Source organism: Alteromonas sp. AWJ4_197, from assembly GCF_056160285.1.
The window spans coordinates 536778-561481 of sequence record NZ_JBSWWW010000001.1; the positions used below are offsets into that span (position 1 = coordinate 536778).

The window sequence follows — 24704 nt, forward strand, 5'->3', positions numbered from 1 at the left end:
CGCGTACACACTTCAACAGTGCATAATAAAATACGCAGGAGAAAACCCGCGGGTTCAGCAACGATGCATTAAGCATTTTTAATCCTGTTGCTGCGTCATCACCAGCAGTTCGCCTGACGCCCTTGCATCAGATAATGCCCGGTGATGCTGTTCCATATCAATGCCGAAGTGTTTTGTCAGCGCCGCCAGTGAATATGAGGCAAGTCCGGGAAAGGCTTTTCTGGACTCTCTGACAGTACACAACTTGGGCCGCCGGAAAGGCTGCTCAAGACGGGCAAATTCCTGCTTGATAAATCCATAGTCGAAATTAACGTTATGGGCGACAAACACACAGTCGCGGGTAAACGCTTCGATGGATTCAGCTACGTCGGCAAACACCGGTGCACCGGCGACCATGTCATTACTGATCCCGGTCAGCCGGGTAATAGACGAAGGAATGTGTCGCTGCGGATTGATTAGAGACTGCCACTCATCCACCACTACCCCGTTGATAATTTTCACAATGCCGACTTCGGTGATCCGGTGATACTGGCTGTTGCCGCCCGTGGTTTCGATATCAACGACAGCATAGGGCTGCTCCGGGTCACGGTACCAGCTTACCTGCGTTATTTGCACATCAAATCCGGCCTGCTGCAGCTTCTGAATACTGACAAGCTGGTTGCGGCGAAGCTGATCGCCGGGCGCCTTAATTTCTTCAAACCGCAGCGCCCCGTTTTCCACCACCATAATATCGGGAAAACCGTCACGCAGACTGGCAAAGTCCTGCGCCATCATTTTCAGCATGGCTGTTACTTGTGTAACCGGCGCATGCGTCAGCAACCCTTTGACCGGATCCAGCAATTTTGTTCCCCACAGGAACAGGCTGTTCGATTCACCATAATGGGCAGCGGCCATGGCCGTTACGTGCTTCATCAGTGCGTCTGCAGTAGTAAAACTTGCCAGCAGCTCATCAATTTTTACCGCAAATGACTCGTAGAAAGCATTATTCTTCAGGCTTTGGGGACGCCGGTCGAAGGCAGTTACCGGCGCATCCTCTTCAAACAATAATGTCCAGAACGTGAGGGCAAACAGACTCCGCCACAAGCGATTCTCGGTTCGCCAGGCTTCAGCGCCGTGACGCTGATACCAGGCAATGACGCCCCGTTCAACAGACTGATTCTGACTCTCGTCAAGTTGCAGTGTACGGAATGCGTTGCGCAACATATCCGTCACTATACTGGTGCGCTTCTTATGATATTTACGCTGATAAAAATCTTCTGCGAAAGCCAGCAATGTATCAGAGGGCGGGGAGTCGATAATGCTTTCCAGGCTTTGCTTCACCTCGTCTTTCAACCCTTCTTTGTAAGCTTCCCGAATCCATTTTTCTTTTGCTGTGTCGCCGGGAGACTGCTCAAGAAAAGTCAGTGCAGCCTGCCGGTCGACAGAAAGCAGCTTTGACCCCAGTTTTGCGTGGTATTTTTCCGCCAGCACTGCTGAAATGGTGGAGAAGGTTTCCGGCACGGGGGCTTTTGCTGCTGCCAGACAGGCCTCATCATCAAGAAAATCCAGTTCGCCGGTGCGTGAAGCATAGTAAAAAGCAGCGCCGGCATCCTCCGGCAATTCGAAGCGTGCCTGATCAGACACAGCCTGGCCCCGCGTACGCATAATACCGAGATCACGCATGGAAAACTGATTCAGCCGCCCTTTGATGTTGCCGAAGAACAGAAACAGCAAATAACGCATAGTGGCATCGAAGCGGCAAAACAGTAAATGCTCCACCGACAATGACGCCGGCCAGCCATGACGTTTTATGCCATCGAATAAGCCTGACATCAGTACACTTTTTTTAGCTGAAGCAGGCTGACCGCTGATCCCGAGATCATGCAGATATTGAAGAATATCAGCCTTGGTCAGCATACCGGCCAGTTCCTGCAGCGGCGCTTCTGTTACACACCCGAACCAGCCGGAGGCGGAAAGCGCATCTATTTGCTGCTGCGGATGCGGTATTTCTTCGTAGTAGAAATGCTCACGGTTGATGATGGCGTATTTGCGATTTGCTGCACGGGCGATGATGCATTGCTGCGGTTCCGGCAGTGCATTGAAATCCTCAATAAAACGCCGGGCGCTGTCGTCCAGCAATGCGCCACTGGCACCGTCGAAAAAGGACAAAAACTCTCGGAAGTGATCAAGATAATATTTTTCAGGCAACGTTTTACGCATCATCTGCACCGGACACTGTACACCTGACCAAGTGTATATTTATACAGCCACTTTAATCAACCCGCCGGATGCAGTTTCCTTACAATCCGGTTATCTGTTTTCTTCGTATATCAAAGGTTAGCAACATCATTTTAATCAGTTATCCGGAGTGGTTATGAGTCTGACGACCCCTAAGTTATTTCACTGCCCCTATTGCATGGAGCCGAATGAAGTAGAAATTGATGAGCAGAACGATATCAATGTTATGCAGGTACTGGATTGCCAGGTCTGCTGTCAGCCTATTGAAATGACAGTGTACAGTGACGGCGACAACTTAACTGTGCAGGTTGAGCAGGAGAATGCCTGATATGACTGACCCGTCCATGCGGCATTTTTCCTCTGCTGCTATTAATGAGCTGGAAAAACAGACCCGAACGAACCTGATCAACTGCTTGTCAGGCTACAAAGGGGCCAACCTTGTAGGCACCACTGACGGTAAACGGGATAACCTGGCCATTATCAGCTCTGTATTTCACGTGGGGGCGCATCCTCCTCTTCAGGGCATGTTGTTACGTCCGCACACTGTGCCACGGCAAACGCTGGAAAATATTCGTGAAACCGGTGTGTACACCATTAATGCAGTCAGCGCCGGCTGGACAGATAAAGCTCACCAGACTTCTGCCCGCTATGATGAACACACCAGTGAGTTTGATGCCACGGGCTTAACACCGCTGAAAGAAGACGGATTCGCCGCGCCTTTCGTCGCTCAAAGTCCTTTGCGTATGGCCATGGCGGCAGAAGAAATAACCACGCTGCAATGTAATAAGACAGTACTGGTCATTGGCAGGGTGCTTGATATTTACGTGATGGAGGGGGCCACCGGTGAGGACGGACAACTGGATTTGGAGAAAATGAATCTTGCCTGTATCAGCGGGCTGGATACTTACCACCGTGCGGAACCCATCGCCCGTTATGCCTATGCGAAACCGGACAAACCCGTCACGCTGGCAGGTAAAAACGCGTAAATGCACAGGTCCTGCGGTGAAGAAAAGTTAATCTACATCAAATATGTGACGGAACGATTTGGCAGTCCCGTAAATGTGTCGTATAACTATTGTCATGGTAAACCTGTCATCGCGGCAGGTTTTTTACGTTATAAGACCAAATAAAAACAAATCATTCTCGTTTAAGCTTTATGGGAGCAAATTATGAGTAATGTGAACCGTCGTGATTTCCTAAAACTGTCAGGCACCACACTGATCGGTTTGACGTTAGGTGGCACTGCACTTCGCGCACAGGCACAGGAGCAACTGCAGACCGACGACCCCACAGCACAGGCATTGAAATATACCCCGAAATCAACGGTGGAAGGGTCTCAGTGCGGTAATTGCATGTACATTCAGGGTGAGGACGGACAAGCTCACCGTCCCTGCGCCATTTTCCCGGGTAAACTGGTTAACACCAACGGCTGGTGCAGTGCCTGGGTAAAACGTCCGGGCTAAGTTTGAACCCGGACAGTTGGATCAGCGGGGTAATACCCGCTGAAGCCAGCCTCCCGGCACACACCAGCGCCATACAAATGCCAGCGCATCCTGCTGATAAGTAAACAGCAAAGACACCAGTACCGCTGCCACATGCAGCAATCCGCACCACACAACCAGTCCGATTTCAGTTTGCCAGCCGGCTATCGCCGGAAACGTCGCTACAGTCAGAAAACACACTGCCAGCGTCTGAAATATCAGCCTGCCCCCGGGCACATTTTCAATCTCATCACCGGTGACCGCACGGAAATGTTTCGGATTAGCCATAGAAAAGTGCAGGAAACCGGCAATGCACAGCAGTAAACACAGAAATGTCATCATGCTGTCTGCTCCCCGGTGCTGCCCGCTTCCGGTGCAGGCCGTCTCCGGCGGGCAAGGCTGTCTTTGCGGCCTGACGGCGCGCGTTTTGACTTAGGTTCTGCCTTAAGCTTACTCACCGCATACCAGGCCAGCGCGGCCAGGATAAGACAGGCTGCATCGAATATGATCCTTAACGTATCAGGCACCGGGACAGGTGATGTAGCGACATCCAGCAACGGAATAAAGGTGAAGAGCACTGCAGCCGCCAGCGTTTGCCAGAGCCAGCCTTTCCGGTCGCGTCTGAACAGTCCGGCTACCACACAAAGCCCCCACACAATGAAAAAGCTACGTATTTCCCAGTCACTGCGTGTCGCCAATTCTACAGGCAACAGGCGGTTCGCCCAGAAATAAGCACCGGTAGCCACCATCAGCCCGGCGATAGCGCCAATGTTCGTGCCTCTCACCAGTTCGAAGCCTCTGCGTCCCATTTGCTTTTTGGCGCGCTTCTCTACCCAAAGGATAGAACCGGTCCCCACCATTAACGTGCCCAGGATACCGGCAAAAAAGAGCAGCCAGCGGGTAACACTGTCGGCAAAACGGGCCTGATGCAGCATATCCATATAGTTATAAATTGCCTGGCTGGTATTCGGTGCAGAAGACGCCTCTTCTACTTTAAGAATTTCACCTTCAGAGTTAAAAACCAGCCCGCTGTTCCCGCCACGACCGGCGGATAACTCAACACGGTTGGGACCGGATACAGAAAATGTCGCTTTATCTGTGCCCGGATTTTTAATGGTGATGCGGTCAGCAGGTACGCCCCATTCAGCAGAAGCACTGGCCATAACCTGTGCCAGCAGGGCGCTATTGTCCACAACCGGCGCTGCCGGCTTATGTTGTATTGCCCGCGCTTGCGGTGCGCCCCGTTGCGGCCCGCCCTGTCCCTGCGGACCTCCGCCACCGGGAGGTCCACCATGACCACCACCACTGCCGTTCCACGGAAGCAAAGTGCCTCCTAACAGTAACAAGCCGGAGAATGTGATCATCAGATGAAATGGCAGCGCCAGCACGGATGCCAGAACGTGCCCGTCTATCCAGGAAAGCAGCTTCTTCTTTGGCCTGAACATGAAAAAATCTGCAAAGATTTTACGGTGCATGATCACGCCGCTGACAATACCAATGAGCATCATCATGCTGACAATGCCGACGAAGGTCTCACCTGCAGCACGCGGTACGCCGTATAGTTCAAAGTGGAAGCGGTACAGAAAATTGCCACCGGCGGTTTCTCTCGGTGTCAGCTCCTCACCGGTAGACGCATCCAGGACGGCACGTTGCGAACGCATTTGCTGGCGATTTTCCCCGCCATTGCGCCAGCTTGCACTGACCGTTTCTTCTCTGGGTCCCGGTAAAGAAATTTGCCATTCCTGAGCCCCCGTGGCCTTGCCCTGCAAATAGCGGTAAGCCACTTCAGCGCTGTTCTCAGCCGGCACAGACACATGTAATTCAGGCTGCATCCAGTGAGTAATTTCACTTCTGAAAAATGCCAGCGTACCGGTAAAAAATATCGCGAACAGGATCCAGCCCGCGGTGATGCTGCTCCATGTATGCAGCCAGGTCATCGACTGTCTGAGTGAACCTTTCATTGCCGTCTCCCCTTCATGACGCTACACCGGACCACACCAGTCCCCACGCCATGGCGTTAATTGCCAGCGCGGTGATGAAGGCTTTTACATGGTTATTGATGGCGAATATCCAGATAATATAAACCGTCCATGCAAGGAAAAACACCATACGGATAAAGGCAATTTCCTGGCGGCCGGACACCTCTGACCCGGCCGCCAGCAACAAACTGATTGCGGTAGCCGCCGCATAACCACCCGCCACCGCCAGAATGACTCTGACAGTTACCGTAAAGGCAGGTGCTGAATAGAAAGGGAGATGTTGTGTTGTCATTATGATGCGTTCTTCACAATATTTTCCAGAGACTGAATATTGCTCAGCAAATCACTGCGTCCCGAATTCGATTTGTACACCTGACGAAGCAACGTCAGTGCATCAGCGTAAGCGTTCTGATTAATGGCGACCTGTGCCCGTCCCAGCATGGCCCGTTCTTTATATTCGGGGAGTGCTTCGGCACGCAGGTAATACATTTTTGCACGTTCGTCTTTCTTCTCTTTACGCAGAAGTGCTGCCAGCGTCATCAGCGCATCACCGTTCGCCGGCGCGGCTTTAATAGCAGTCAGCAGGTAGTCCTGCGCTTTACTGTTCTGATCCTTCGCAATGGCGAGGTTCGCCTTCATAACGTTCAGCATTGCTGTGTTACTGCTATCAAGGCGTTTAGCGTTTTTATCCAATGTACTGACCAGAGCACCCAGGTTTTGCCAGTCCTGACTGGCCGCCAGCCAGTTGGCAATACTTAACATGGTCTCTGCGCCATCACTGTTGCCGGCCAGCAACGTACTGACGTTATCGTTAAGCAGCGCAACCGCACGATGCGGACTGCCGGACTTCACATGAAGTTTTGCCAGAGTCGTGAGATTTTCCGCACGCTTTTCCCCCAGAGACAGCGCCGTTTCCAGGCTGCTGATAGCAGTGAGATCATCCTGACTTTTCATCGCAATCTGACTGCGTTGCAGCCATAACCTTGCGCTGTCTGGCTTTTCACTGAGCATTTCTCCCACCAGTGAAGACGCCTGGGGAAGTGCGTCACTGGCAATCAGCGCAAACAGCAGCCCCTGCGCCCACTGGGCATTACCGGGTTCCAGCATCATGGCATTCTGGTAGGCTGCGGTAGCACTGCGGGGTTTTTCCAGTTGCAGGTTAAGGTATCCGAGCTGGCCATACACCTGACTGTCAGACACCCCGAGTGCCAGCGAAGCCACCACATGTTCACGGGCCTTTTCGTAAGACTCATCAAGCATATAAATCATGCTCAGGCCACGGTGTGAAGTTGACGATGAAGGATCTTCCTTTAACGCCAGTTCGAAGTGTTTTTTCGCTTCACTGTTTTTCTTTAAGCTTAAAAACACCTGGCCCATCATTTCATGCAGCATGGCACTGACTTTTTCGTGTTCCTGACGGTAGGTGTTCCAGGCTTGCTCTACGCCGTTGAAATCCTGCTTTTGCAGCAACGGCTGTACGTTATGAAAGAACTCACCTTCGTCACGGTTTACTCTGTTCCTGTGGGCATCGCTTTTACCGGCGCGGTAACTGAATTCCCAGACCGGCTCTTCCAGCGATACTTTAACCTCTGCCTGCGCGCCCGCTGTGAAAGCAAGTAGTAACGCACAGCACCCTAATCGTTTAAACGTGAATTTTTTCATTATGCTTCAATCTCCACAGGCCAGATAAATCTTGCTCTGACAGCGTGATCGGCTTTGTGCGGAGCAGTGAATTTACTGCCTTTCACAAAGCGCTGAATTTCCTTATTAAGTTCATGATGCGGGTTGTCGACGATATCAATCAGGGTGACGTCACCCTTCTCATCAATCATTACATCCAGCTTCACCACAACCCGTTCAATACCGCGATGTTTCAGTTTTTTCGGGAACCGGATTTTTACCGGAGTCAGCAAGGTAGGCTTGCCGTCCAGTTCACTGAGAGCGTAAGCCTCCCAGTCTATTTCCGGTGCAGCCCAGTCCGGTTGCGCCATTGCCACGTCCGGCCGCTCCGGTTTATCAATTTCAATTTCCGGATCCACCTGAATATCCGCCATCGATACAGGCGCACCAGCACCTTCCACCTGCATATTCACATCTGCCTGCTCAGTCACCTGCTGACTTTGCGGGGGCGGCGGCGGGGGCGGCTGTGCAATGGCAATATCAAGCTGTCTGACTTCAAGCTCAGGGCCGTCTTCACTGTTGAGGTAATAACCCAGAGTCAGTATTCCCAGCGACACCATCATGACACCGCCGCTGAGTAAAAATGCTGAAAGTTGCTTTTTCATTCTGCATCCTCACAATTTTGCTGTGGCAATGTTGACGTCAACAGCACCGGCCATTTTGGCGGCATCAATCACTTCCACCAGCAGATCTGTCGACACGGTTTTATCTACCTGCAGTACCACCGGACGCACTTCCTGCACCATCAGTTGCTCTACCGTTCCCCGTACCCCGGCAACACCGATGTTGGTGCTGTCGTACATCACCTCACCATTAGCAGTGATGGCAATAAGAATGGACATCTGGTCAAGCTTTTGTGCCGAGATGGCCTGGGGCTTATCTACTTCGACCCCGGTTTCTTTAACGAACACCGTGGAAACGATGAAGAAAATCAACAGGATAAACACCACATCCAGCAGTGGTGACATATCAATAGACTGAATGGGTTGTGCTTCCAGCCGGCGTTGTAATCGACTAGCCATGTTTCACCTCACCTTCCTGCGTATCGTGCAGATGTCCTTTCACATATGACAAACATAACCAGCCCGGGATAGCCATCACCAGCCCCAGCTGAGTTGTAAATAACGCATCGGCAATACCTGCAGACACGATTTGACTGTCAGCCCCGTCGGTCATCATGCCGGTAAAGCTGCCCTGTAATCCCATGATGGTGCCAAGCAGCCCCATCAGCGGCAACGCCCCTACCAGCACGGACGGCGTCATTAACGGGTCGCTGTCTTTATTGCGAACGTCCTTGTCGAACCGGTTCAGGTACAGCATCCAGATTTGCTGAAAGGCAAACCAGCCGGTAAGTACCATGACCCAGCACAAGGGGTTGCCGGTGAATAATTCAATCATCAGCCTGCTCCGGATGGATGTCCGGCCCCTGACAATTCAGTGTCAGTATCCCGCGCCTGCGCATCAAGCTCTTCCTGATGACTGTTGCCCTCGTCGCCACTTAAAATAAGTGCAAAGTTCTCCAGTTCTGTGTAGTACTGGCGCGCTTTGCGGCTAAGGAGAGCATTCAGGATCAGTGCAGGAATAGCGACGATCAAACCCAGCTCCGTTGTCACCAGTGCTTTGGCGATACCGCCGGAAATCACTTCAGGGTCGCTTGAGCCGAATGATGTCATCATGCGGAAGGTTTCGATCATTCCGCTTACCGTTCCCAGTAGTCCCAGCAGCGGAGCCACAGCGGCAGTAACAGCCACAGCATTGATCCACTTATCCAGGGTCTGACGGTCTTGTTGCAGTTGTACGAACAGCTGATCGTCACGGTCACGGAACGTTACCGCCTGCTCAGCAATTTTAAGTAAATCTTCCTGCATGCCTTTAAATTGGGCACGCGCCGCGCCACCTGACTGCAGAATCTTATCCAGCATCGCCTGGGACCGCACCGGAATCACTTTAGGCAGACGGAGCAGTTGCACCACTTTAAGCAGACCAATAACAGTGGCAATCAACGCGAACAGTAAAATAGGGACTACCCAGATACCGCCTTTCACCACATGTTCAATCACACCTTCGTTTGCAGACTCACGGGTAAGTGCACGGCCAAGGGTCGGGTCCAGGACAACGGTGCCCGCCTGCTCCTGCATGGTTGCCGCCAGTCCTGAAGGCAACATCCCTTTGGTTTGCAGTCTGCCGGATACGGTTTCAGCCAGTCCTACCGCATCATTGTGTTTAAACCAGGTAACCGGTCCTACCGAGAGGGACGGTACACTGGCCAGTTCACCGTTTTCCAGCACCAGCGTACGGGGCTGCCAGCCGGGAAGAGAGGCGGTTTTCACTGCAGCGTCAGACACAGCCGCCATTTTCGCGGCGGTATCCATGGCGTTGACTTCATTAAACGGTAAGCCCTGCTGTTGCAGGAAACGGTTGAGCAGGTTCTGTTGGTAGGTTTGCTGCTCTTTCCATTCAGATAAGCGTTCTTCCAGCTTGCTCAGACTCAGTGTTTTTTCATCTGCGAGACGGCGGGCGACCGCAGTCTTGTCCCGTAAAGACATCACGTCTTTTTCTAACTGACTGAGGGTGGAGGACAACGAAACCCGCTCTTTTACGATGCGTGATTCCGCGCTGTTCAGACTGCGCTTCGCGCTTTCAATTTTGTTCAGCATGTCCTGTTGCTGTGCACCGGCACCAGCAGAGGCCCACGCCAGCATAATAAGTAGTAAAGTTCTTTTCATCTTAACGACCTCCGCCACTTACCGGATTTTGCGCAGTAAAAGGCAAAGGCAGTGCAATAAATTCAGGTTGCTGACGGCGCTCGAAAACCGCCAGTGCGCGGCTGATGGCTTCACCATCAACACTGTCATCGAAGTGCCATGTCCATTGTCCGTTCTCCGGGTAGCCGGAACCGGCCACACTACCGTCGTTGTTTGCAAACCAGGCCAGCTGTGACCCCAGATATAACTGTTTCACCACCACTTCTTTACCGTCAGGCGCCGTGAGCACGTCTTCGTTTACTGTGAGCTTGCTGTCGAATTGTTCCAGCCGGGATAATTTAGCCAGTGCGACCTGCAAAATTTGCGAAGGGTTGTCGCCACCGTCACCGGCCAGCGCAGCATCTTCCTTGTCCCAGTTAAACTTCAGAGGCGGTGGCAGACTTTCATATAAACTATTGATGCGGGTAACCAGAGAAGATAATGCACCTGTTACATCAGCCTGCTGACTTTCAAGGGTGTTTTGTTCGGCCAGCAGAGCATTCCGGCGGGCATCCACGTCATCCTGTGAATCATTACTGGTCGCAAGAATCTTCTGCAACTGCGATTTTTCAGCTTTCAGCAGGTCGATCCGCTGACGGACCACCGGTTCCTGTTCCTGCCAGTCCATGACCAGCTTGCGCTCCTGCGCCTCAATGTGCAGCCACTGGCGGGTCAGTCCGTCCATATCATCTGTCACGGCAGCCATGGCGTTACCGGTCAATAGTGATGCAGTAAGCAAAATACCGGCACTGCATGTAGCCGGTATTCTCAGATGCCCCATTTGCATTGTCTTCATTCCCGTTCCCTTCATTACTAAAAACCGGTAACACAAACACTGTGTTACCGGCTGGTATCATCAAAAGTGGTAAGTTGCCGACAGCAGCCAGTTACGGCCCGGCTCGTTATAGGTATTCGCCCCTGCGTTAGTTTGCGTACCTTCACGTAAAATCGTTTTATCAAACAGGTTCTTCACTGAGATGGTAAAATCGATGTTTTTGTAGGTATACACACTGTTCAGGTTAACGATGGTGTAAGGGTCACGCGGTTCAGGATTTTCAATATCTGCACCACTGGTCGTGCTGGTTGTCGGGCTTTCTGTTTCGCCGTAATGCTGGGCGCTGGCAACCAGTTCCCAGTTTTCTGTGACAGTCCATGCTACCTGCGTATTAATCGTGTAATCAGGCACGATAGACAGCGGCTGACCGGTTTCTTTGTCTTCCGATTCAATCATCACTGTGGCATTCACAGACCATTCGATGTCGTCAGTAAACGGCACAAGCAGGTTACCTTCCAGACCTTCAATAACGGCTTCCGGCGTGTTGTACCACTGGAAAACCTGAACAGTACCGCCACGGCTACCTTCCAGCACATAAATCGGTGCGGTATTTCCGGTCACGATTTTGTTTTTATAATCGTTGTGGAAATACGTTAACCCGGCATTGATGCCATCATCATTACCAGCGTAGTTAATACCGATTTCTTTGTTTACCGACGTTTCATGTTCCAGATCCGGGTTACCCAGAATTGAACAGCCGCTTCCCTGGCTGGGGTAATCCACCGGACAACCGTTACCCCGGGTGGTATAAACATAATTCGGGTTAGTCTGATACAGGTTTGGTGCCTTGAACGCACGGCTGATACCAGCCTGGAAAGAAATTTCAGACGTTGACTGCCAGCTCATGTTCAGGCTGGGAGACGCGTTGTTGCCCGCTACGCTGTGGTGATCTAAACGTACGCCCGGCGTCAGCATAATGTCATCGGTCAGAACGATGTTGTCCTCGACGTACAGGCCGAACAATTCTGAGCTCATGTGAGGGTCGCGGTCGGCTGCGTCAATGTCAGTACCATCAATAACAACGCCGTCAGCTACATTAATACCGGCCTGATTAGACGACGCATCATCCTGACGTTCACCACGGAATTCGGCACCCACTGTCATAGTCTGGGCTTTTCCGAACAGATCCAGCGGAATGTTCCACTCAGATTTTGCAGTCAGATTGCGCAGCATGATTGTCACGGTTTCACCGGTCTCGGTGTTGAAGCGACCTTCCGTACCACCGGCCAGCCCCTCGCTCAAACGGGTGTTATCTGTTTCTTCAAACTGGATGTAAGAGAAAGAGTCGCCAAAATCGAACGTTCCACGATGGGTACCGGAAAGTGTTTTACGTCTTACAACATTGGTTTCCTGGCCAATGTATAACTGACTTTGCGCGTTATCTACGCCCTGGAATGCGTTGTCGCCGGCGTATTCATTACCCTGACGGCTGTAAGCCGCTTCTACTTCCCAGGTACTGGTTTCGTCCTGGTCAAAGCGAACCAGCGTACGGAAGTCAATATTCTCAACACCTTCAGAGCCGGCTGCAACGTTACTGTCTTCAACGGTGGCATCGCGGTTGATGTCTGGAGAATCACCTTCCTGTTTGTTGTAGTTCAGCACGGTACGGTGAGAGAAGCGCTCAGATAACGGGCCGCTGACCACAACATCTGCGCGTTTATTGCCACCTTCCAGCGAATTTTCAGGAATTTCGGTTTGTACTGTAATGCTGCCTGCTGCTACATCCGGTTTTTTAGTAATGATGTTAATGACACCACCGGAAGCACCTGAGCCGTAACGGGCCGCCGCAGGACCACGGATAACTTCGATGCTTTCAATGGCTTCAGGTGGTACCCAGTTACTGTCACCACGGGTATTACGTTCGCCCGAGCGACCCATTTTGACAGCGTTGCGGGAAAGCACAGGCTTACCGTCGATAAGAATCAGGGTATTTTCCGGGCCCATGCCGCGGATATCAATTTGACGGTTATTACCATACTGTCCGGTGCTGGAGTTACCGGTCAGGTTGATACCCGGCATAGTTTTAACCAGCTCGGAGATGTCATTGGTAACCGGACGACGTTTGAAATCTTCTGCTGTAATAACCGACACACCCTGGGCTTGTTTAAGCTCTTCTGAAGCGGCTTGAACAACAGTGGTGTCGAGGGTTTCTAATTCTTCATTTTCTTGCGCGAAAACAGCGGCTGATAAGCCGGGAAATAATGACGTGAGCAGTACTATCTTACCTAATTTAGGCATTACTTTTTCCTTGAAACTCAGAGTGTTTTTATGTGGATGAAAAATAACTTACGAGAACACGGGAATACCGGCGGGTGAAAACGCTCTTCTAATCTTTTAACTATACTTCCGTTCAAAGCGTATTAAAACATATATACCAATGAGAATCATTATCATTGGTCATTAAAATAAGTAAAGATAATTTTTAAACAATTTTAATAGTCGGAGGGGTGTTCGAGATGTGTCAGGAAGGGGTATTGGACATAGCTGTCGAGCAAATTGATCAGCGAGAACTCGTTGGCGAGGGCCTGGTAGTCACCGCTTTCACGGAATTTCGTTAACTCAAGATTGAATTTGTCCCGGAGCTGTTTATTCGGAATGACGGCATGATAAGGGCTGACGTCAAAGAGTTCGTGCACGGTCACTTCCACATCCTGCCCTTTAGGATGTTTACTGCGTATTGCTTCAAAAATATTCCGGTCCAGTACAATAGCATCCACACTACCAAGCAGCAGCATGCTGACCTGACGGTGCTGATCAGCCATTTCAAGATAGCCCTTGTGCTTTGCTACTGCTTGTGAAAATTGGGGACCGAGAGCTTCTGACGCAGTCTGAAATGCCACAACGGTGTGGTTTTTCAGATCTTCCACCCGCTCGATAGACAAATTACGGTTCTTCAGTGTCACCACAACATTCTGGTATACAACATACACGTCACTGAACCAGGCTTCGGGAATGTCGTTTCGACGGCTCACTGAAAGGGCCACATCCACATCACGCTCTCTGACAAGTCTTACTGAGCGGCCCATAGGTACATACATCATGTTAGGTTCGTAACCGGCATTTTGAAGGACAGATTTAACCAGCTCGATCTCAAATCCAGTATCACCCTGAGCGATCACATAGGGTGGCTTGTCCCAGCCGGAAACCACATCCACACTGCGCACCACGGCGCCGTATGCCGGAGCAGCCAGAAAAGCTATCATTACCAGTTTGGCCAGCAGTCTCATTGGTTTTCCTGTCTCAATACCTCTTATAAAAGTAGCACCTGCCAGTGAGAAACGAAATCAGACATAAGGATACTTCTTCCGGGGGGATTCAAAATTCGGGTTAAATGGCGCTGTGGGGTGCGTTTTGCAGGCAGTAGCTGATAAAATATCTGCTGATTAACGTTTTCCCTTGAAAGAGTACCCATGTCCTGGATCCAGTTACGAATCGATTCTGACTCTGAACACGCAGAGCAAATTGGCAATATGTTAAGTGCCAATGGCGCGCAGGCTGTTACATTTGTTGATGCCAAAGACACGCCTATGTACGAACCCAAGCCCGGTGAGACCATGCTGTGGCCGGATACGCAGGTAGTCGGGTTATTCAGTGCAGCCGACGACATGAAAGCGGTGATTCAAAGACTTGAACAATCGAAGGTGCTGGGAAAAGGCTTTAAACATAAACTTGATCAGTTAGAAGATAAAGACTGGGAACGGGAGTGGATGGATAACTTTCATCCCATGCAGTTCGGTAAGCGTTTGTGGATTTGTCCCAGCTGGCGTGATGTGCCGGACCCTGATGCGGTAAACGTTATGCTCGATCCGGGTCTGGCTTTCGGTACCGGTACGCACCCTACCACAGCACTCTGTCTGCGCTGGCTCGACAGCCTGGACCTGGAAGGCAAAACCGTGGTCGATTTCGGTTGCGGTTCAGGTATTCTCGCGCTGGCGGCACTGAAACTGGGAGCAAAAGAAGTGATCGGTATTGATATCGACCCTCAGGCCCTGCAGGCATCCATGGAAAATGCCCGCCGCAACGGTGTGGAAGACCGCTTAAGTGTGTATCTGCCTGAAGATCAGCCCGAACTGGAAGCCGATGTGGTCATGGCCAATATTCTCAGCGGGCCACTCATAGAACTGCAATCCGTTATCACTGCCTACTGCAAAACCAGTGGAAAGCTCGTTTTATCAGGCATTCTGGAAGAGCAGGTGGAAAAAATTGAAGCAGCTTACCAGACCAGTTTTTCCCTGGAACCCAGTGCTGTAGAAGGCGATTGGGCAAGAGTCAGCGGCATAAGAACCCACTGAATCTATTCATAAAACTGTCAGAAATCTGTCAAATACAGGGGCTGTGGCCTTTTTCGGCGAAAGGCTGACGGGTTATTTCACACGCAAAACTCGCCAGCACTGTCAATAGCCCGGCTTGAAATTTTGTGTGATTTTTAGCCTTTTCAAGGCTTGCGAAAACACGTAAACTTAGCGCCCCGTTTTGGCCTGGTGTATAAATTCTGCGCAACAGTTGGCTGTAAAGTATGCGAATCGGACCTCACACACTCCAGAACAATTTGATGCTCGCGCCTATGGCTGGCGTGACAGACAGGCCCTTCCGGCAGATGTGCAGGAGAATGGGGGCAGGGTTAGTTGTATCTGAAATGTTGTCCAGCAACCCCAAGGTCTGGAAAACCGCAAAATCCATGCATCGTATGGATCATACCGGTGAAGACGGGATCCGCTCGGTACAGATTGCCGGCGCAGATCCTGACCTGATGGCGCAGGCGGCACAATTTAACGTTGAGAACGGTGCGCAAATCATCGATATCAACATGGGTTGTCCGGCCAAAAAGGTGAATAAGAAATTAGCTGGTTCAGCGCTCTTGCAGTACCCGGAGCTTGTAGAAAGCATTGTCCGGGCAGTGGTAGACGCTGTTGACGTACCAGTCACTCTGAAAATCCGTACAGGGTGGGACACAGATAACCGCAACGGGGCAGACATTGCCCGGATTGCGGAGCAGAACGGCATACAATCGCTGGCAGTTCACGGCAGAACGCGGGCTTGTATGTACCGGGGAAATGCAGAATACGACACCATTCGTGCCATTAAACAGGCGGTGTCTATTCCTGTAATCGCAAATGGCGATATTACTTCTCCGGAAAAAGCACGTTTCGTACTTGAGTATACCGGTGCTGACGGCGTAATGATTGGGCGCGGTGCGCAAGGTAATCCGTGGATTTTTAAACAAATCCAACATTACCTGCATACAGGTGAAAACTTGCCGCCTCCTTCGTTGTCAGAACAGCAAGCGGTATTGCATGAGCACGTTGTAAATGTACACGACTTCTACGGCGGCATTATGGGTGTGAGAATAGCCCGGAAGCACGTAGGGTGGTATCTCGCGGAGCACGACACGGAAAATCAGTTTCGCCGGACATTCAATGGTCTTGAGGAAGCTTACGCTCAACTCAACGCCCTTGATGCGTATTTTCAATCGCTGCAAACGAGAGATAAGCGACAGATCTCTCCTGCGGCATAGTAATGACTAACTAATAGAGCAAGAAAGTATTATGTTCGATCAAAATGTGACTTCACCTTTTACTACAACAGTAACGACTCCTTCACAAACTCAGGCACAGAAGCCTTTGCGTGACTCAGTAAAGCAAGCGGTAAACAAATACCTGAAGCAACTGGACAACGCTAACATCGATAATCTGTACGAACTTGTTCTGGCTGAAGTTGAAGCGCCGTTACTGGAAGAAGTAATGACTTACACCCGCGGCAACCAGACACGCGCCGCCATCATGATGGGCATCAACCGTGGCACACTGCGCAAAAAGCTGAAGCAGTACGGCATGAACTAAGATTAAAGGGCTTAGCCCGACTTTAAGAGCACCAAACGGTGCTCTTTTTTGTTCCACTCGTTAACTTACGCAAAGAGCTCAACACCACTATGCAAACACCTAAACCTATCAAGCGCGCCCTGTTAAGTGTTTCTGACAAAACCGGCATCGTTGAATTTGCCACGTCATTACACAACAAAGGCGTTGAACTGCTATCTACCGGCGGTACGGCAAAATTACTGGCGGAAGCCGGTTTGCCGGTTAAAGAGGTTTCAGAACACACTGGTCACCCTGAAATCATGGACGGTCGTGTGAAAACTCTGCACCCGAAAATCCACGGCGGCATTCTGGGTCGTCGCGGTCAGGACGAAGGTGTAATGGCTGAGAACAATATCGCGCCAATCGATCTGGTTGTAGTGAACCTTTACCCGTTCGCTGCCACTGTCGCAAAAGACGATTGCACGCTGGAAGACGCGATTGAGAACATCGATATCGGTGGCCCTACGATGGTTCGCGCTGCAGCGAAAAACCACAAAGATGTGACGATTGTGGTTAAAGCAGCGGATTACAGCCGCGTGCTTGCTGAAATGGAAGAAAATGCAGGTTCACTGATGTACCAGACACGTTTCGACCTGGCCATCAAAGCCTTCGAACATACCGCAGAATATGACGGCATGATTGCCAACTATTTCGGTACGCGCATTGATACTGTTGCGTGTGAAACAGGTTGCTGTGAAGCTGAAGAATTCCCCCGTACGTTCAACGTACAGATGAGCAAAAAGCAGGATCTGCGTTACGGCGAGAACAGCCACCAGTCTGCGGCTTTCTATGTTGAGAACAACATTCAGGAAGCGTCTGTCGCTACTGCTGAGCAACTTCAGGGTAAAGAACTGTCTTTCAATAACATTGCAGATACCGACGCAGCGCTGGAATGCGTGAAAGAATTCGACGTACCGGCTTGTGTCATTGTTAAGCACGCAAACCCTTGTGGTGTGGCGCTGGGTGACAACATCCTTGAAGCCTATGACCGCGCTTTCAAAACTGACCCGACGTCTGCTTTCGGCGGTATCATCGCGTTTAACCGTGAACTGGATGCCGACACAGCGAAAGCCATTGTTGACCGTCAATTCGTTGAAGTCATCATTGCCCCTACTGTCAGCGAAGAAGCGAAAGCCATCGTTGCTGAAAAGAAAAACGTACGTCTGCTGGCGTGTGGTGACTGGCAGGGTCAGCTTACCGACGGTTTCGACTTCAAACGTGTTAACGGCGGCCTGTTAATTCAGGAACGTGATTTTGGCATGGTGGATATGGAAGATCTGAAAGTCGTATCTAAAGTACAACCTTCAGAAGAGCAATTACGCGACCTGATGTTCTGCTGGAAAGTAGCAAAATACGTGAAATCTAACGCTATCGTTTATGCTAAAGACAGCATGACCATCGGTGTGGGTGCAGGCCAGATGAGCCGTGTGTATTCTGCGAAAATCGCCGGTATTAAAGCGGCCGATGAGAACCTGGAGGTAGCGGGTTCAGTAATGGCATCTGATGCGTTCTTCCCCTTCCGCGACGGTATTGATGCAGCCGCGGCTGCCGGTATCAAAGCGGTAATCCAGCCGGGCGGTTCAATGCGTGACGATGAAGTTATCGCAGCAGCTGATGAACATGGCATTGCTATGGTATTCACCGGCATGCGTCACTTCCGCCATTAATTGAAAAAGTTGTTTACGGTAAAGGTTGTGGCTTTCGCCACAACCCTTTTGCGTTTTTACTGTCCTGCGTTAACCTAGCTGCTGCAGTACAAGGTATTACTTTAAAAATGCTATGCACCGTTAAAACAATTAAGGATCAATTATGAAGACCACGATGCGTGTAATTGCCGCTTCTTTGCTTGCTGTATCTGCTTCACTCACATCAACACTGGCCAGCGCAGACGCTATTACCGATGCGGTAAAAAACGATAACCGCTCAGCGGATGCCAAAGCCCGTGACGAGTACCGTCATCCTCAACAAACTCTGCGCTTTTTCGGTATTGAACCGGACATGACCGTTGTTGAGATCTGGCCCGGCGGTGGCTGGTATGCCGATATTCTCGCACCTTTATTAAAAGACGACGGCAACTATATTGCAGCGCACTTCTTTATGTTCGACGGTGCACCGGGTTATTACGCCGGTTCACTCAACGGCTTCAAAGAAAAAGCCAAAGCGGGCGGCCCTTATGAGGGTGCCACGATTACGGCTTTCCATCCTTCAAAGAGCCCTGACATTGCCCCTGACGGCAGTGCAGACGCAGTGCTGACCTTCCGTAATGTCCATAACTGGTACATGGGCGGCGATAAAGAAGGCGTGACCAGCTCGTTTAAGTCGTTCTACAAAGCCCTGAAGCCCGGCGGCATCCTGGGCGTAGTTGATCATGAATTACCGGAATCCGCTGCTGACGAAGCAATGAAAAGCAGCGGTTATATGAAAAAGTCTTTTGTCATCGATGCTGCTGAAGCTGCCGGTTTCAAACTGGTTGCAGAAAGTGACGTAAATGCTAACCCTGGAGACAATGCCGATCACGCTAAAGGCGTGTGGACCTTGCCACCTTCACTGCGCTTAGGCAAAGAAGATCAGGCAAAGTATCTGTCTATTGGTGAAAGCAACCGGATGACACTTAAATTTATTAAACCTGAATAAGAGATAACGGAACGCTTTGATGAACGTACTAGTTATTGGCAGCGGTGGCCGTGAACACGCATTAGCGTGGAAAGCCGCACAATCTGACTCTGTCTCCACTGTTTATGTTGCGCCGGGTAATGCAGGCACAGCCACTGAACCTAAGCTGAAAAACGTGAACATTGGTGTAACAGACATCGAAGGTTTGCTGGCGTTTGCCAAAGACACCGCGATTGACTTAACCATTGTCGGCCCTGAAGCGCCGCTGGTTGAAGGTGTTGTTGACGCGTTTCAGGCTGCCGGTCAGATGATTTTCGGACCGACACAAGCTGCGGCCCAACTGGAAGGTTCCAAAGCGTTTACTAAAGATTTCTTAGCCCGCCATGCCATTCCTACAGCGGAATACCAGAACTTCACTGAAATCGACCCCGCTATCGCCTATGTGCGTGAAAAAGGTGCACCGATTGTCGTGAAGGCTGACGGTCTGGCCGCCGGTAAAGGTGTTATCGTTGCGATGACGTTACAGGAAGCTGAAGATGCCATCCGTGACATGCTTGCAGGTAACGCATTTGGTGACGCCGGCAGCCGCGTGGTAATCGAAGAGTTTCTTGATGGTGAAGAAGCCTCTTTCATCGTGATGGTAGACGGTAAAAATGTTGTGCCTTTCGCCACCAGCCAGGATCACAAGCGCGCAGGTAACGGTGACTCTGGTCTGAACACCGGCGGTATGGGTGCATACTCACCGGCTCCGGTTGTGACGCAGGAAATCCATGACCGCGTAATGAAGGAAGTCATCATGCCTACCGTTGAAGGTATGGCAAGTGAAGGGAATCCTTATACAGGCTTCCTGTATGCAGGCCTGATGATCATGGCAGACGGTACGCCAAAGGTTATCGAATACAACTGCCGTTTCGGGGATCCTGAAACCCAGCCTATCATGATGCGTTTGCAGTCTGATTTAGTGGCAATGTGCCAACTGGCCTGTAAAGGTGAACTGGCCGGCAAAACCATTGATTTTGATGAGCGCGCTGCGGTTGGTGTTGTACTGGCTGCAGGGGGTTACCCGGGCAGTTACGACAAAGGTGATGTCATTGAAGGGCTGGATAAAGCTGCTGCTCACGAAGGCAAAGTTTTCCATGCCGGCACTGCCATGAAAGACGGTAAGGTAGTGACTGCAGGCGGTCGTGTACTATGCGCTACTGCATTGGGCAACAATGTTACCGAAGCTCAGCAGAAAGCCTATGAATTACTGAATACCATCAGCTGGAAAGATGTGTATTTCAGAACAGATATCGCATACCGCGCTATCGCCCGCGAAGCAAGCGGTCAGGCATAATCCGGTAAGGGCGCTGCGGCGCCCTTTCTTTTTGCCTTTTCTTCCCGTTCCCCCAAAGAAAGACCTTATTCTCTGGTCGTAACCCGACAGTCCCGGAAAATTCCCCGCTATATACGACCAAAGCACGGTGTGCCCGCCGGCACTTTCCAATTAGTCTTACAGGTCTGTACAAAAATGCTTCAAGATAGTCAGATATGGCAAAATTTATCGAGCAAATTGAAAAACTGTTGCTAATCCTCATTATGCTGGCGACGCTGGTTGCTGTGGGCGATGAAATCATGCATATGTTTCATCAGCGTAAGGTTGAACTTTCAGATCTGCTGCTATTGTTCATTTACGCCGAAGTCATCGGCATGCTGGCCGCGTACTATAACAGCAGCCGGATTCCGGTTACGTTGCCGCTGATCATCGCCATGACGGCGCTCAGCCGCATGATTATTTTGCAAAGCAAAGAGCTGGATAAAATTGTGCTTCTTTATGAGTCCAGCAGTATCTTGTTGCTCAGTATTGCCGCAGTGATCATGAGTCTGAAAGATAAAATCAGTTTGGAGAAACTGAAAAACCGGCATCTGAATCCTCCCGGTTAACGGCGTACAAAGCACGCCCGGCAATGGCCGGGCACTATTAATCAGGTGAATTTCGAACCCGTTGCGGACTTATTCTGCAACATAGTTCCCCTTGATTCTTCCGTGCTGCCAGCTTATAACAGAAGTCCGGTATTCCTATTCTGTGATTATGTCAGCCAAACATCCGATTATTGCCATCACCGGTTCTTCCGGCGCAGGCACCACAACAACGACAAATGCGATCACGCACATCTTCCGTAACCTGAATGTCAATGCGGCAGTGGTTGGCGGTGACAGCTTCCACCGTTTTACCCGTCCGGAAATGGAGGTGGAAATCCGCAAAGCGCAGGAACAGGGCCGCCATATCAGTTACTTCGGCCCCCGCGCCAACGATTTTGAATTACTCGAAACCCTGTTTAAAGAATACGGACAAACCGGCACCGGACAATTCCGGCAGTATCTGCATACCTTTGATGAAGCCGTCCCGTTTAACCAGATGCCGGGCACATTCACGCCCTGGCAGGCGCTGCCGGAAAACACTGACTTACTGTTCTATGAAGGTCTGCACGGTGGCGTTGCCACAGAAGAAAATGACGTGGCGAGCCATGTAGATTTGCTGGTAGGCATGGTACCGATTGTAAACTTGGAGTGGATCCAGAAAATTGTCCGCGATACCACTGACCGGGGACACTCCCGTGAAGCGGTGATGAGCAGTATCGTGCGCGGACTGGACGATTATTTTCAGTACATCACACCGCAGTTTTCCCGCACTCACGTTAATTTCCAGCGTGTTCCCACTGTCGATACATCTAACCCGTTCAGTGCCCGGGAGATCCCTACCCAGGACGAAAGTTTTGTCGTCGTGCGATTCCGCCGTGAAATGAAAAATGTTGATTATCCGTACCTGCTGCAAATGATCGACGGCGCCTTTATGTCCCGCATTAACACCCTGGTGGTACCGGGTGGAAAAATGGGTCTGGCGATGGAATTAATCCTCACACCGCTGATTGAAGATATTCTTGATCAGAAGCGCCGGGCAGGCAGTCAGATGGACTGGGTGAGCGAGCAGTAAGCAAATCGTACATAGCCGTTAACAGCCCGTTTTCATTGTGTTTTCATCATTCAAATGCATAACGGATATAACTGATTTTCCGCGGTTTACAACGCACCGGGCGTTCAGCCGCGGGCCCTGAAAACGTATAATTTACCCCTTACAATTTGGGGGTAAAAACCATGCTGGATTATGTACTCGTCGGCATAGCTGTACTGGCGTTACTTGGCGTCGTTTTCGAAGAAGTCATTCACGTAAACAAAGCCAAAACGACGCTTTTTCTCGGAACACTTGCCTGGATCCTTCTCTTTATAAACGCTAACCGCGGGCCCGGTTTAGAAGAGCTCAACGAACACCTTACTGAAAACATCAGCGAAATTTCCACCCTGTGGCTGTTCCTCGTCGCCGCCATGACATTTGTTGCTTACCTTAACCGTAAAGGCATGATTGAGAATATGCTCAATATCATCATGCCGGCCAAAATTACGCTGCGAAAGCTTATCTTCTTCACCGCCATCTTCAGTTTCTGTTTCTCTTCTCTGGCAGACAACATCACCGCCACTCTGGTGTCCATAGCCATGGTACTGTCACTGGGATTACCGTTTAACCAGACCATGCGGTTTGCGGTACTGGTGGTATTTGCGGTGAACTCCGGCGGCGTGTCACTCATCACCGGCGATGTAACCACTCTGATGATTTTCCTCGACGGCAAGGTTACTATCACGCAGTTGCTGCTGCTCATCATTCCGTCGCTTTCCGCCGTACTATTCCTGGCAATGATGCTGAGTATAGGTATGAACGGCACCGTGAAGATAAAGAAAACCCGTCATGATATGCGTACCGTTGACTATGTCATTGCCGGTATATTCTTATCCACCATCATACTGACTCTGGTTGCCAACGTTCTGTTTGCCATCCCACCGATGCTGTGTTTCCTGGCTGGTATGGCTGTCATGTTCCTGGTCGCGACCTTCATGGGCGAAGAGAAGTATCAAGACCCGATCCTGGACTACATCCGCCTCATTGAGTTCGACACCCTGCTGTTTTTCCTCGGTGTACTGTTGCTGGTTGGTATGCTAGACCATATTCACGCACTGGGTGCATTGCTTGAGGTGTACAACATCTTCCCGTCAACCGGCGCAAACTTCATCATGGGCGTGCTGTCTTCAATGATTGATAACGTGCCACTGACAGCCGCACTGCTGAAAGCTGATATATCCATGTCTACCGCGGAGTGGATGGCGTTTACCTATGCCGTTGGCGTAGGGGGTTCACTGCTGATCATCGGTTCTTCGGCGGGGATTGTTACCATGAGTAAAGTGAAAGGGCTGACCTTCGCTAAGTACGGCAAATTCGCCTTGCTGCTACTGGTGGCTTACTCTTTCGGTTTTGCCATGGTTCTGCTGATGGCGGACCTGGTACTCGGCTGACGGCAGACCTGATGCCGGCTGACATCATTTGTAACATTCCACGGACATTCGCAACATCTCTGTGCTTTTGTCCGTGACCTGAAGTGGTTATAGTTAAGGTAACTTAAGACAGTACCCGCTGTTTTGCGCGGCGTACTGCTTTTTATTACTGGTTACACAGCCACTGTTCAGGAATAACAATCATGGGTCAGGAAACGTCCAAAATACTTGTTGTCGATGATGATATGCGCCTTCGCAGCCTGCTGGAGCGTTATCTTGTTGAACAGGGCTTCCAGGTACGCAGCGCAGCCAATGCAGAGCAAATGGACCGCCTGCTTGAGCGCGAGAACTTCCATCTGATGGTTCTGGACCTGATGCTGCCGGGTGAAGATGGTTTATCTATCTGCCGGCGCATGCGACAGGCAGAAAACGACATGCCCATCATCATGCTCACAGCTAAGGGTGACGAAGTCGACCGCATTATCGGCCTGGAAATGGGTGCCGATGATTACCTGCCCAAGCCGTTTAATCCCCGCGAACTGCTGGCCCGTGCCAAAGCCGTATTAAGACGCAAAACCACAGAAGCGCCCGGCGCACCGTCCAGAGACGAGCAAATTGTTGAGTTCGGTGATTACAGCCTGAACCTCGCTACCCGCGAAATGACAGCCGCAGGTAAGCCGCTGTCGTTAACCAGCGGCGAATTTGCTGTGCTTAAATCACTGGTCACCCACCCCAGAGAACCGCTTTCAAGGGACAAACTGATGAATCTGGCCCGTGGCCGTGATTACAGCGCGCTGGAACGGAGTATCGACGTGCAGGTTTCCCGTCTGCGCCGCATGCTGGAGAAAGACCCGGCAAGCCCGCGCTATATTCAGACGGTATGGGGCCTTGGCTACGTATTTGTCCCGGACGGTGGCGCAGCATAAGATGTTGTT

General features: G+C 50.9%; 25 protein-coding genes. 13 read left to right on the forward strand and 12 right to left on the reverse strand.

The window, feature by feature from the left end; all coding sequences use genetic code 11:
* Positions 1–78: 78 nt before the first annotated feature.
* Positions 79–2202, reverse strand: a complete 2124-nt coding sequence (locus tag ACXAGC_RS02290; protein ID WP_474842063.1) for an exonuclease domain-containing protein — start codon at positions 2200–2202, stop codon at positions 79–81.
* Between the two features lie 151 nt (positions 2203–2353).
* On the opposite strand from ACXAGC_RS02290, the gene ACXAGC_RS02295 reads away from it, so the two are divergent.
* The 3 genes from ACXAGC_RS02295 (at position 2354) to ACXAGC_RS02305 (ending at position 3680) form a co-directional block, all read left to right on the forward strand.
* Positions 2354–2545 carry a zinc ribbon domain-containing protein gene (locus tag ACXAGC_RS02295; protein ID WP_119503069.1) on the forward strand — a complete coding sequence of 64 codons (192 nt, stop codon included), beginning with the start codon at positions 2354–2356 and terminating at the stop codon, positions 2543–2545.
* A 1-nt stretch (position 2546) separates the two neighbouring features.
* Positions 2547–3203, forward strand: coding sequence for a flavin reductase family protein (locus tag ACXAGC_RS02300; RefSeq protein WP_474842065.1), 657 nt, complete (start codon positions 2547–2549; stop codon positions 3201–3203).
* 183 nt (positions 3204–3386) lie between these two features.
* Positions 3387–3680: a high-potential iron-sulfur protein gene (locus tag ACXAGC_RS02305; RefSeq protein ID WP_119503070.1), complete on the forward strand. Its 294-nt coding sequence runs from the start codon at positions 3387–3389 to the stop codon at positions 3678–3680.
* 21 nt (positions 3681–3701) lie between these two features.
* On the opposite strand, the gene ACXAGC_RS02310 is transcribed toward ACXAGC_RS02305, so the two are convergent.
* The 11 genes from ACXAGC_RS02310 to ACXAGC_RS02360 form a co-directional block, all read right to left on the reverse strand.
* A complete protein-coding gene (locus ACXAGC_RS02310; protein WP_303572383.1) occupies positions 3702–4040 on the reverse strand; it encodes a DUF3325 domain-containing protein in 339 nt (112 codons plus the stop codon).
* The gene (locus tag ACXAGC_RS02315) at positions 4037–5659 is read right to left on the reverse strand and encodes a PepSY-associated TM helix domain-containing protein (RefSeq protein ID WP_474842068.1); all 1623 of its coding nucleotides are present in this window, start codon (positions 5657–5659) and stop codon (positions 4037–4039) included. The genes ACXAGC_RS02310 and ACXAGC_RS02315 overlap by 4 nt, the downstream gene beginning before the upstream one ends.
* A 13-nt stretch (positions 5660–5672) precedes the next feature.
* Positions 5673–5969: a hypothetical protein gene (locus ACXAGC_RS02320; protein WP_474842070.1), complete on the reverse strand. Its 297-nt coding sequence runs from the start codon at positions 5967–5969 to the stop codon at positions 5673–5675.
* A complete protein-coding gene (locus ACXAGC_RS02325; RefSeq protein WP_474842072.1) occupies positions 5969–7339 on the reverse strand; it encodes a tetratricopeptide repeat protein in 1371 nt (456 codons plus the stop codon). The genes ACXAGC_RS02320 and ACXAGC_RS02325 overlap by 1 nt, the downstream gene beginning before the upstream one ends.
* Complete coding sequence (locus tag ACXAGC_RS02330) at positions 7339–7962, reverse strand: energy transducer TonB (protein WP_474842074.1); 624 nt, start codon at positions 7960–7962, stop codon at positions 7339–7341. Before ACXAGC_RS02330 ends, ACXAGC_RS02325 begins: the two co-directional genes overlap by 1 nt.
* A gap of 9 nt (positions 7963–7971) precedes the next feature.
* Positions 7972–8379, reverse strand: a complete 408-nt coding sequence (locus ACXAGC_RS02335) for an ExbD/TolR family protein (RefSeq protein WP_119503075.1) — start codon at positions 8377–8379, stop codon at positions 7972–7974.
* On the reverse strand, positions 8372–8755 hold the full coding sequence (locus tag ACXAGC_RS02340) for a MotA/TolQ/ExbB proton channel family protein (RefSeq protein ID WP_474842076.1): 384 nt from the start codon (positions 8753–8755) through the stop codon (positions 8372–8374). Before ACXAGC_RS02340 ends, ACXAGC_RS02335 begins: the two co-directional genes overlap by 8 nt.
* On the reverse strand, positions 8755–10083 hold the full coding sequence (locus ACXAGC_RS02345; protein WP_474842078.1) for a MotA/TolQ/ExbB proton channel family protein: 1329 nt from the start codon (positions 10081–10083) through the stop codon (positions 8755–8757). The genes ACXAGC_RS02340 and ACXAGC_RS02345 overlap by 1 nt, the downstream gene beginning before the upstream one ends.
* A 1-nt stretch (position 10084) precedes the next feature.
* A complete protein-coding gene (locus tag ACXAGC_RS02350) occupies positions 10085–10897 on the reverse strand; it encodes a DUF3450 family protein (RefSeq protein WP_474842080.1) in 813 nt (270 codons plus the stop codon).
* A 60-nt stretch (positions 10898–10957) separates the two neighbouring features.
* Entirely contained in the window at positions 10958–13174 is a 2217-nt protein-coding gene (locus ACXAGC_RS02355; RefSeq protein ID WP_474842082.1) for a FepA family TonB-dependent siderophore receptor, read from the reverse strand.
* Positions 13175–13368: 194 nt separating this feature from the next.
* Entirely contained in the window at positions 13369–14163 is a 795-nt protein-coding gene (locus ACXAGC_RS02360; RefSeq protein WP_474842084.1) for a substrate-binding periplasmic protein, read from the reverse strand.
* A 183-nt stretch (positions 14164–14346) separates the two neighbouring features.
* On the opposite strand from ACXAGC_RS02360, the gene prmA reads away from it, so the two are divergent.
* The 10 genes from prmA (at position 14347) to ompR (ending at position 24695) form a co-directional block, all read left to right on the forward strand.
* On the forward strand, positions 14347–15228 hold the full coding sequence (gene prmA / locus ACXAGC_RS02365) for a 50S ribosomal protein L11 methyltransferase (RefSeq protein WP_474842086.1): 882 nt from the start codon (positions 14347–14349) through the stop codon (positions 15226–15228).
* 224 nt (positions 15229–15452) lie between these two features.
* A complete protein-coding gene (gene dusB, locus ACXAGC_RS02370; RefSeq protein ID WP_474842087.1) occupies positions 15453–16451 on the forward strand; it encodes a tRNA dihydrouridine synthase DusB in 999 nt (332 codons plus the stop codon).
* Between the two features lie 31 nt (positions 16452–16482).
* Complete coding sequence (fis, locus tag ACXAGC_RS02375; protein ID WP_018982332.1) at positions 16483–16776, forward strand: DNA-binding transcriptional regulator Fis; 294 nt, start codon at positions 16483–16485, stop codon at positions 16774–16776.
* An 89-nt stretch (positions 16777–16865) separates the two neighbouring features.
* Positions 16866–18461: a bifunctional phosphoribosylaminoimidazolecarboxamide formyltransferase/IMP cyclohydrolase gene (gene purH, locus ACXAGC_RS02380; RefSeq protein WP_474842089.1), complete on the forward strand. Its 1596-nt coding sequence runs from the start codon at positions 16866–16868 to the stop codon at positions 18459–18461.
* Between the two features lie 154 nt (positions 18462–18615).
* Positions 18616–19428 carry a class I SAM-dependent methyltransferase gene (locus tag ACXAGC_RS02385; RefSeq protein WP_474842393.1) on the forward strand — a complete coding sequence of 271 codons (813 nt, stop codon included), beginning with the start codon at positions 18616–18618 and terminating at the stop codon, positions 19426–19428.
* Positions 19429–19447: 19 nt separating this feature from the next.
* Positions 19448–20743, forward strand: coding sequence for a phosphoribosylamine--glycine ligase (gene purD / locus ACXAGC_RS02390; protein ID WP_474842091.1), 1296 nt, complete (start codon positions 19448–19450; stop codon positions 20741–20743).
* Between the two features lie 194 nt (positions 20744–20937).
* A complete protein-coding gene (locus ACXAGC_RS02395; protein ID WP_119503086.1) occupies positions 20938–21330 on the forward strand; it encodes a phosphate-starvation-inducible PsiE family protein in 393 nt (130 codons plus the stop codon).
* Positions 21331–21478: 148 nt separating this feature from the next.
* Positions 21479–22381 (forward strand): phosphoribulokinase, encoded by a 903-nt coding sequence (locus ACXAGC_RS02400; RefSeq protein WP_119503087.1) that lies wholly within the window; start codon positions 21479–21481, stop codon positions 22379–22381.
* Between the two features lie 161 nt (positions 22382–22542).
* Entirely contained in the window at positions 22543–23790 is a 1248-nt protein-coding gene (locus tag ACXAGC_RS02405) for an ArsB/NhaD family transporter (protein ID WP_474842094.1), read from the forward strand.
* Positions 23791–23972: 182 nt separating this feature from the next.
* The gene (gene ompR, locus ACXAGC_RS02410; protein ID WP_119503088.1) at positions 23973–24695 is read left to right on the forward strand and encodes an osmolarity response regulator transcription factor OmpR; all 723 of its coding nucleotides are present in this window, start codon (positions 23973–23975) and stop codon (positions 24693–24695) included.
* Positions 24696–24704: the final 9 nt, after the last annotated feature.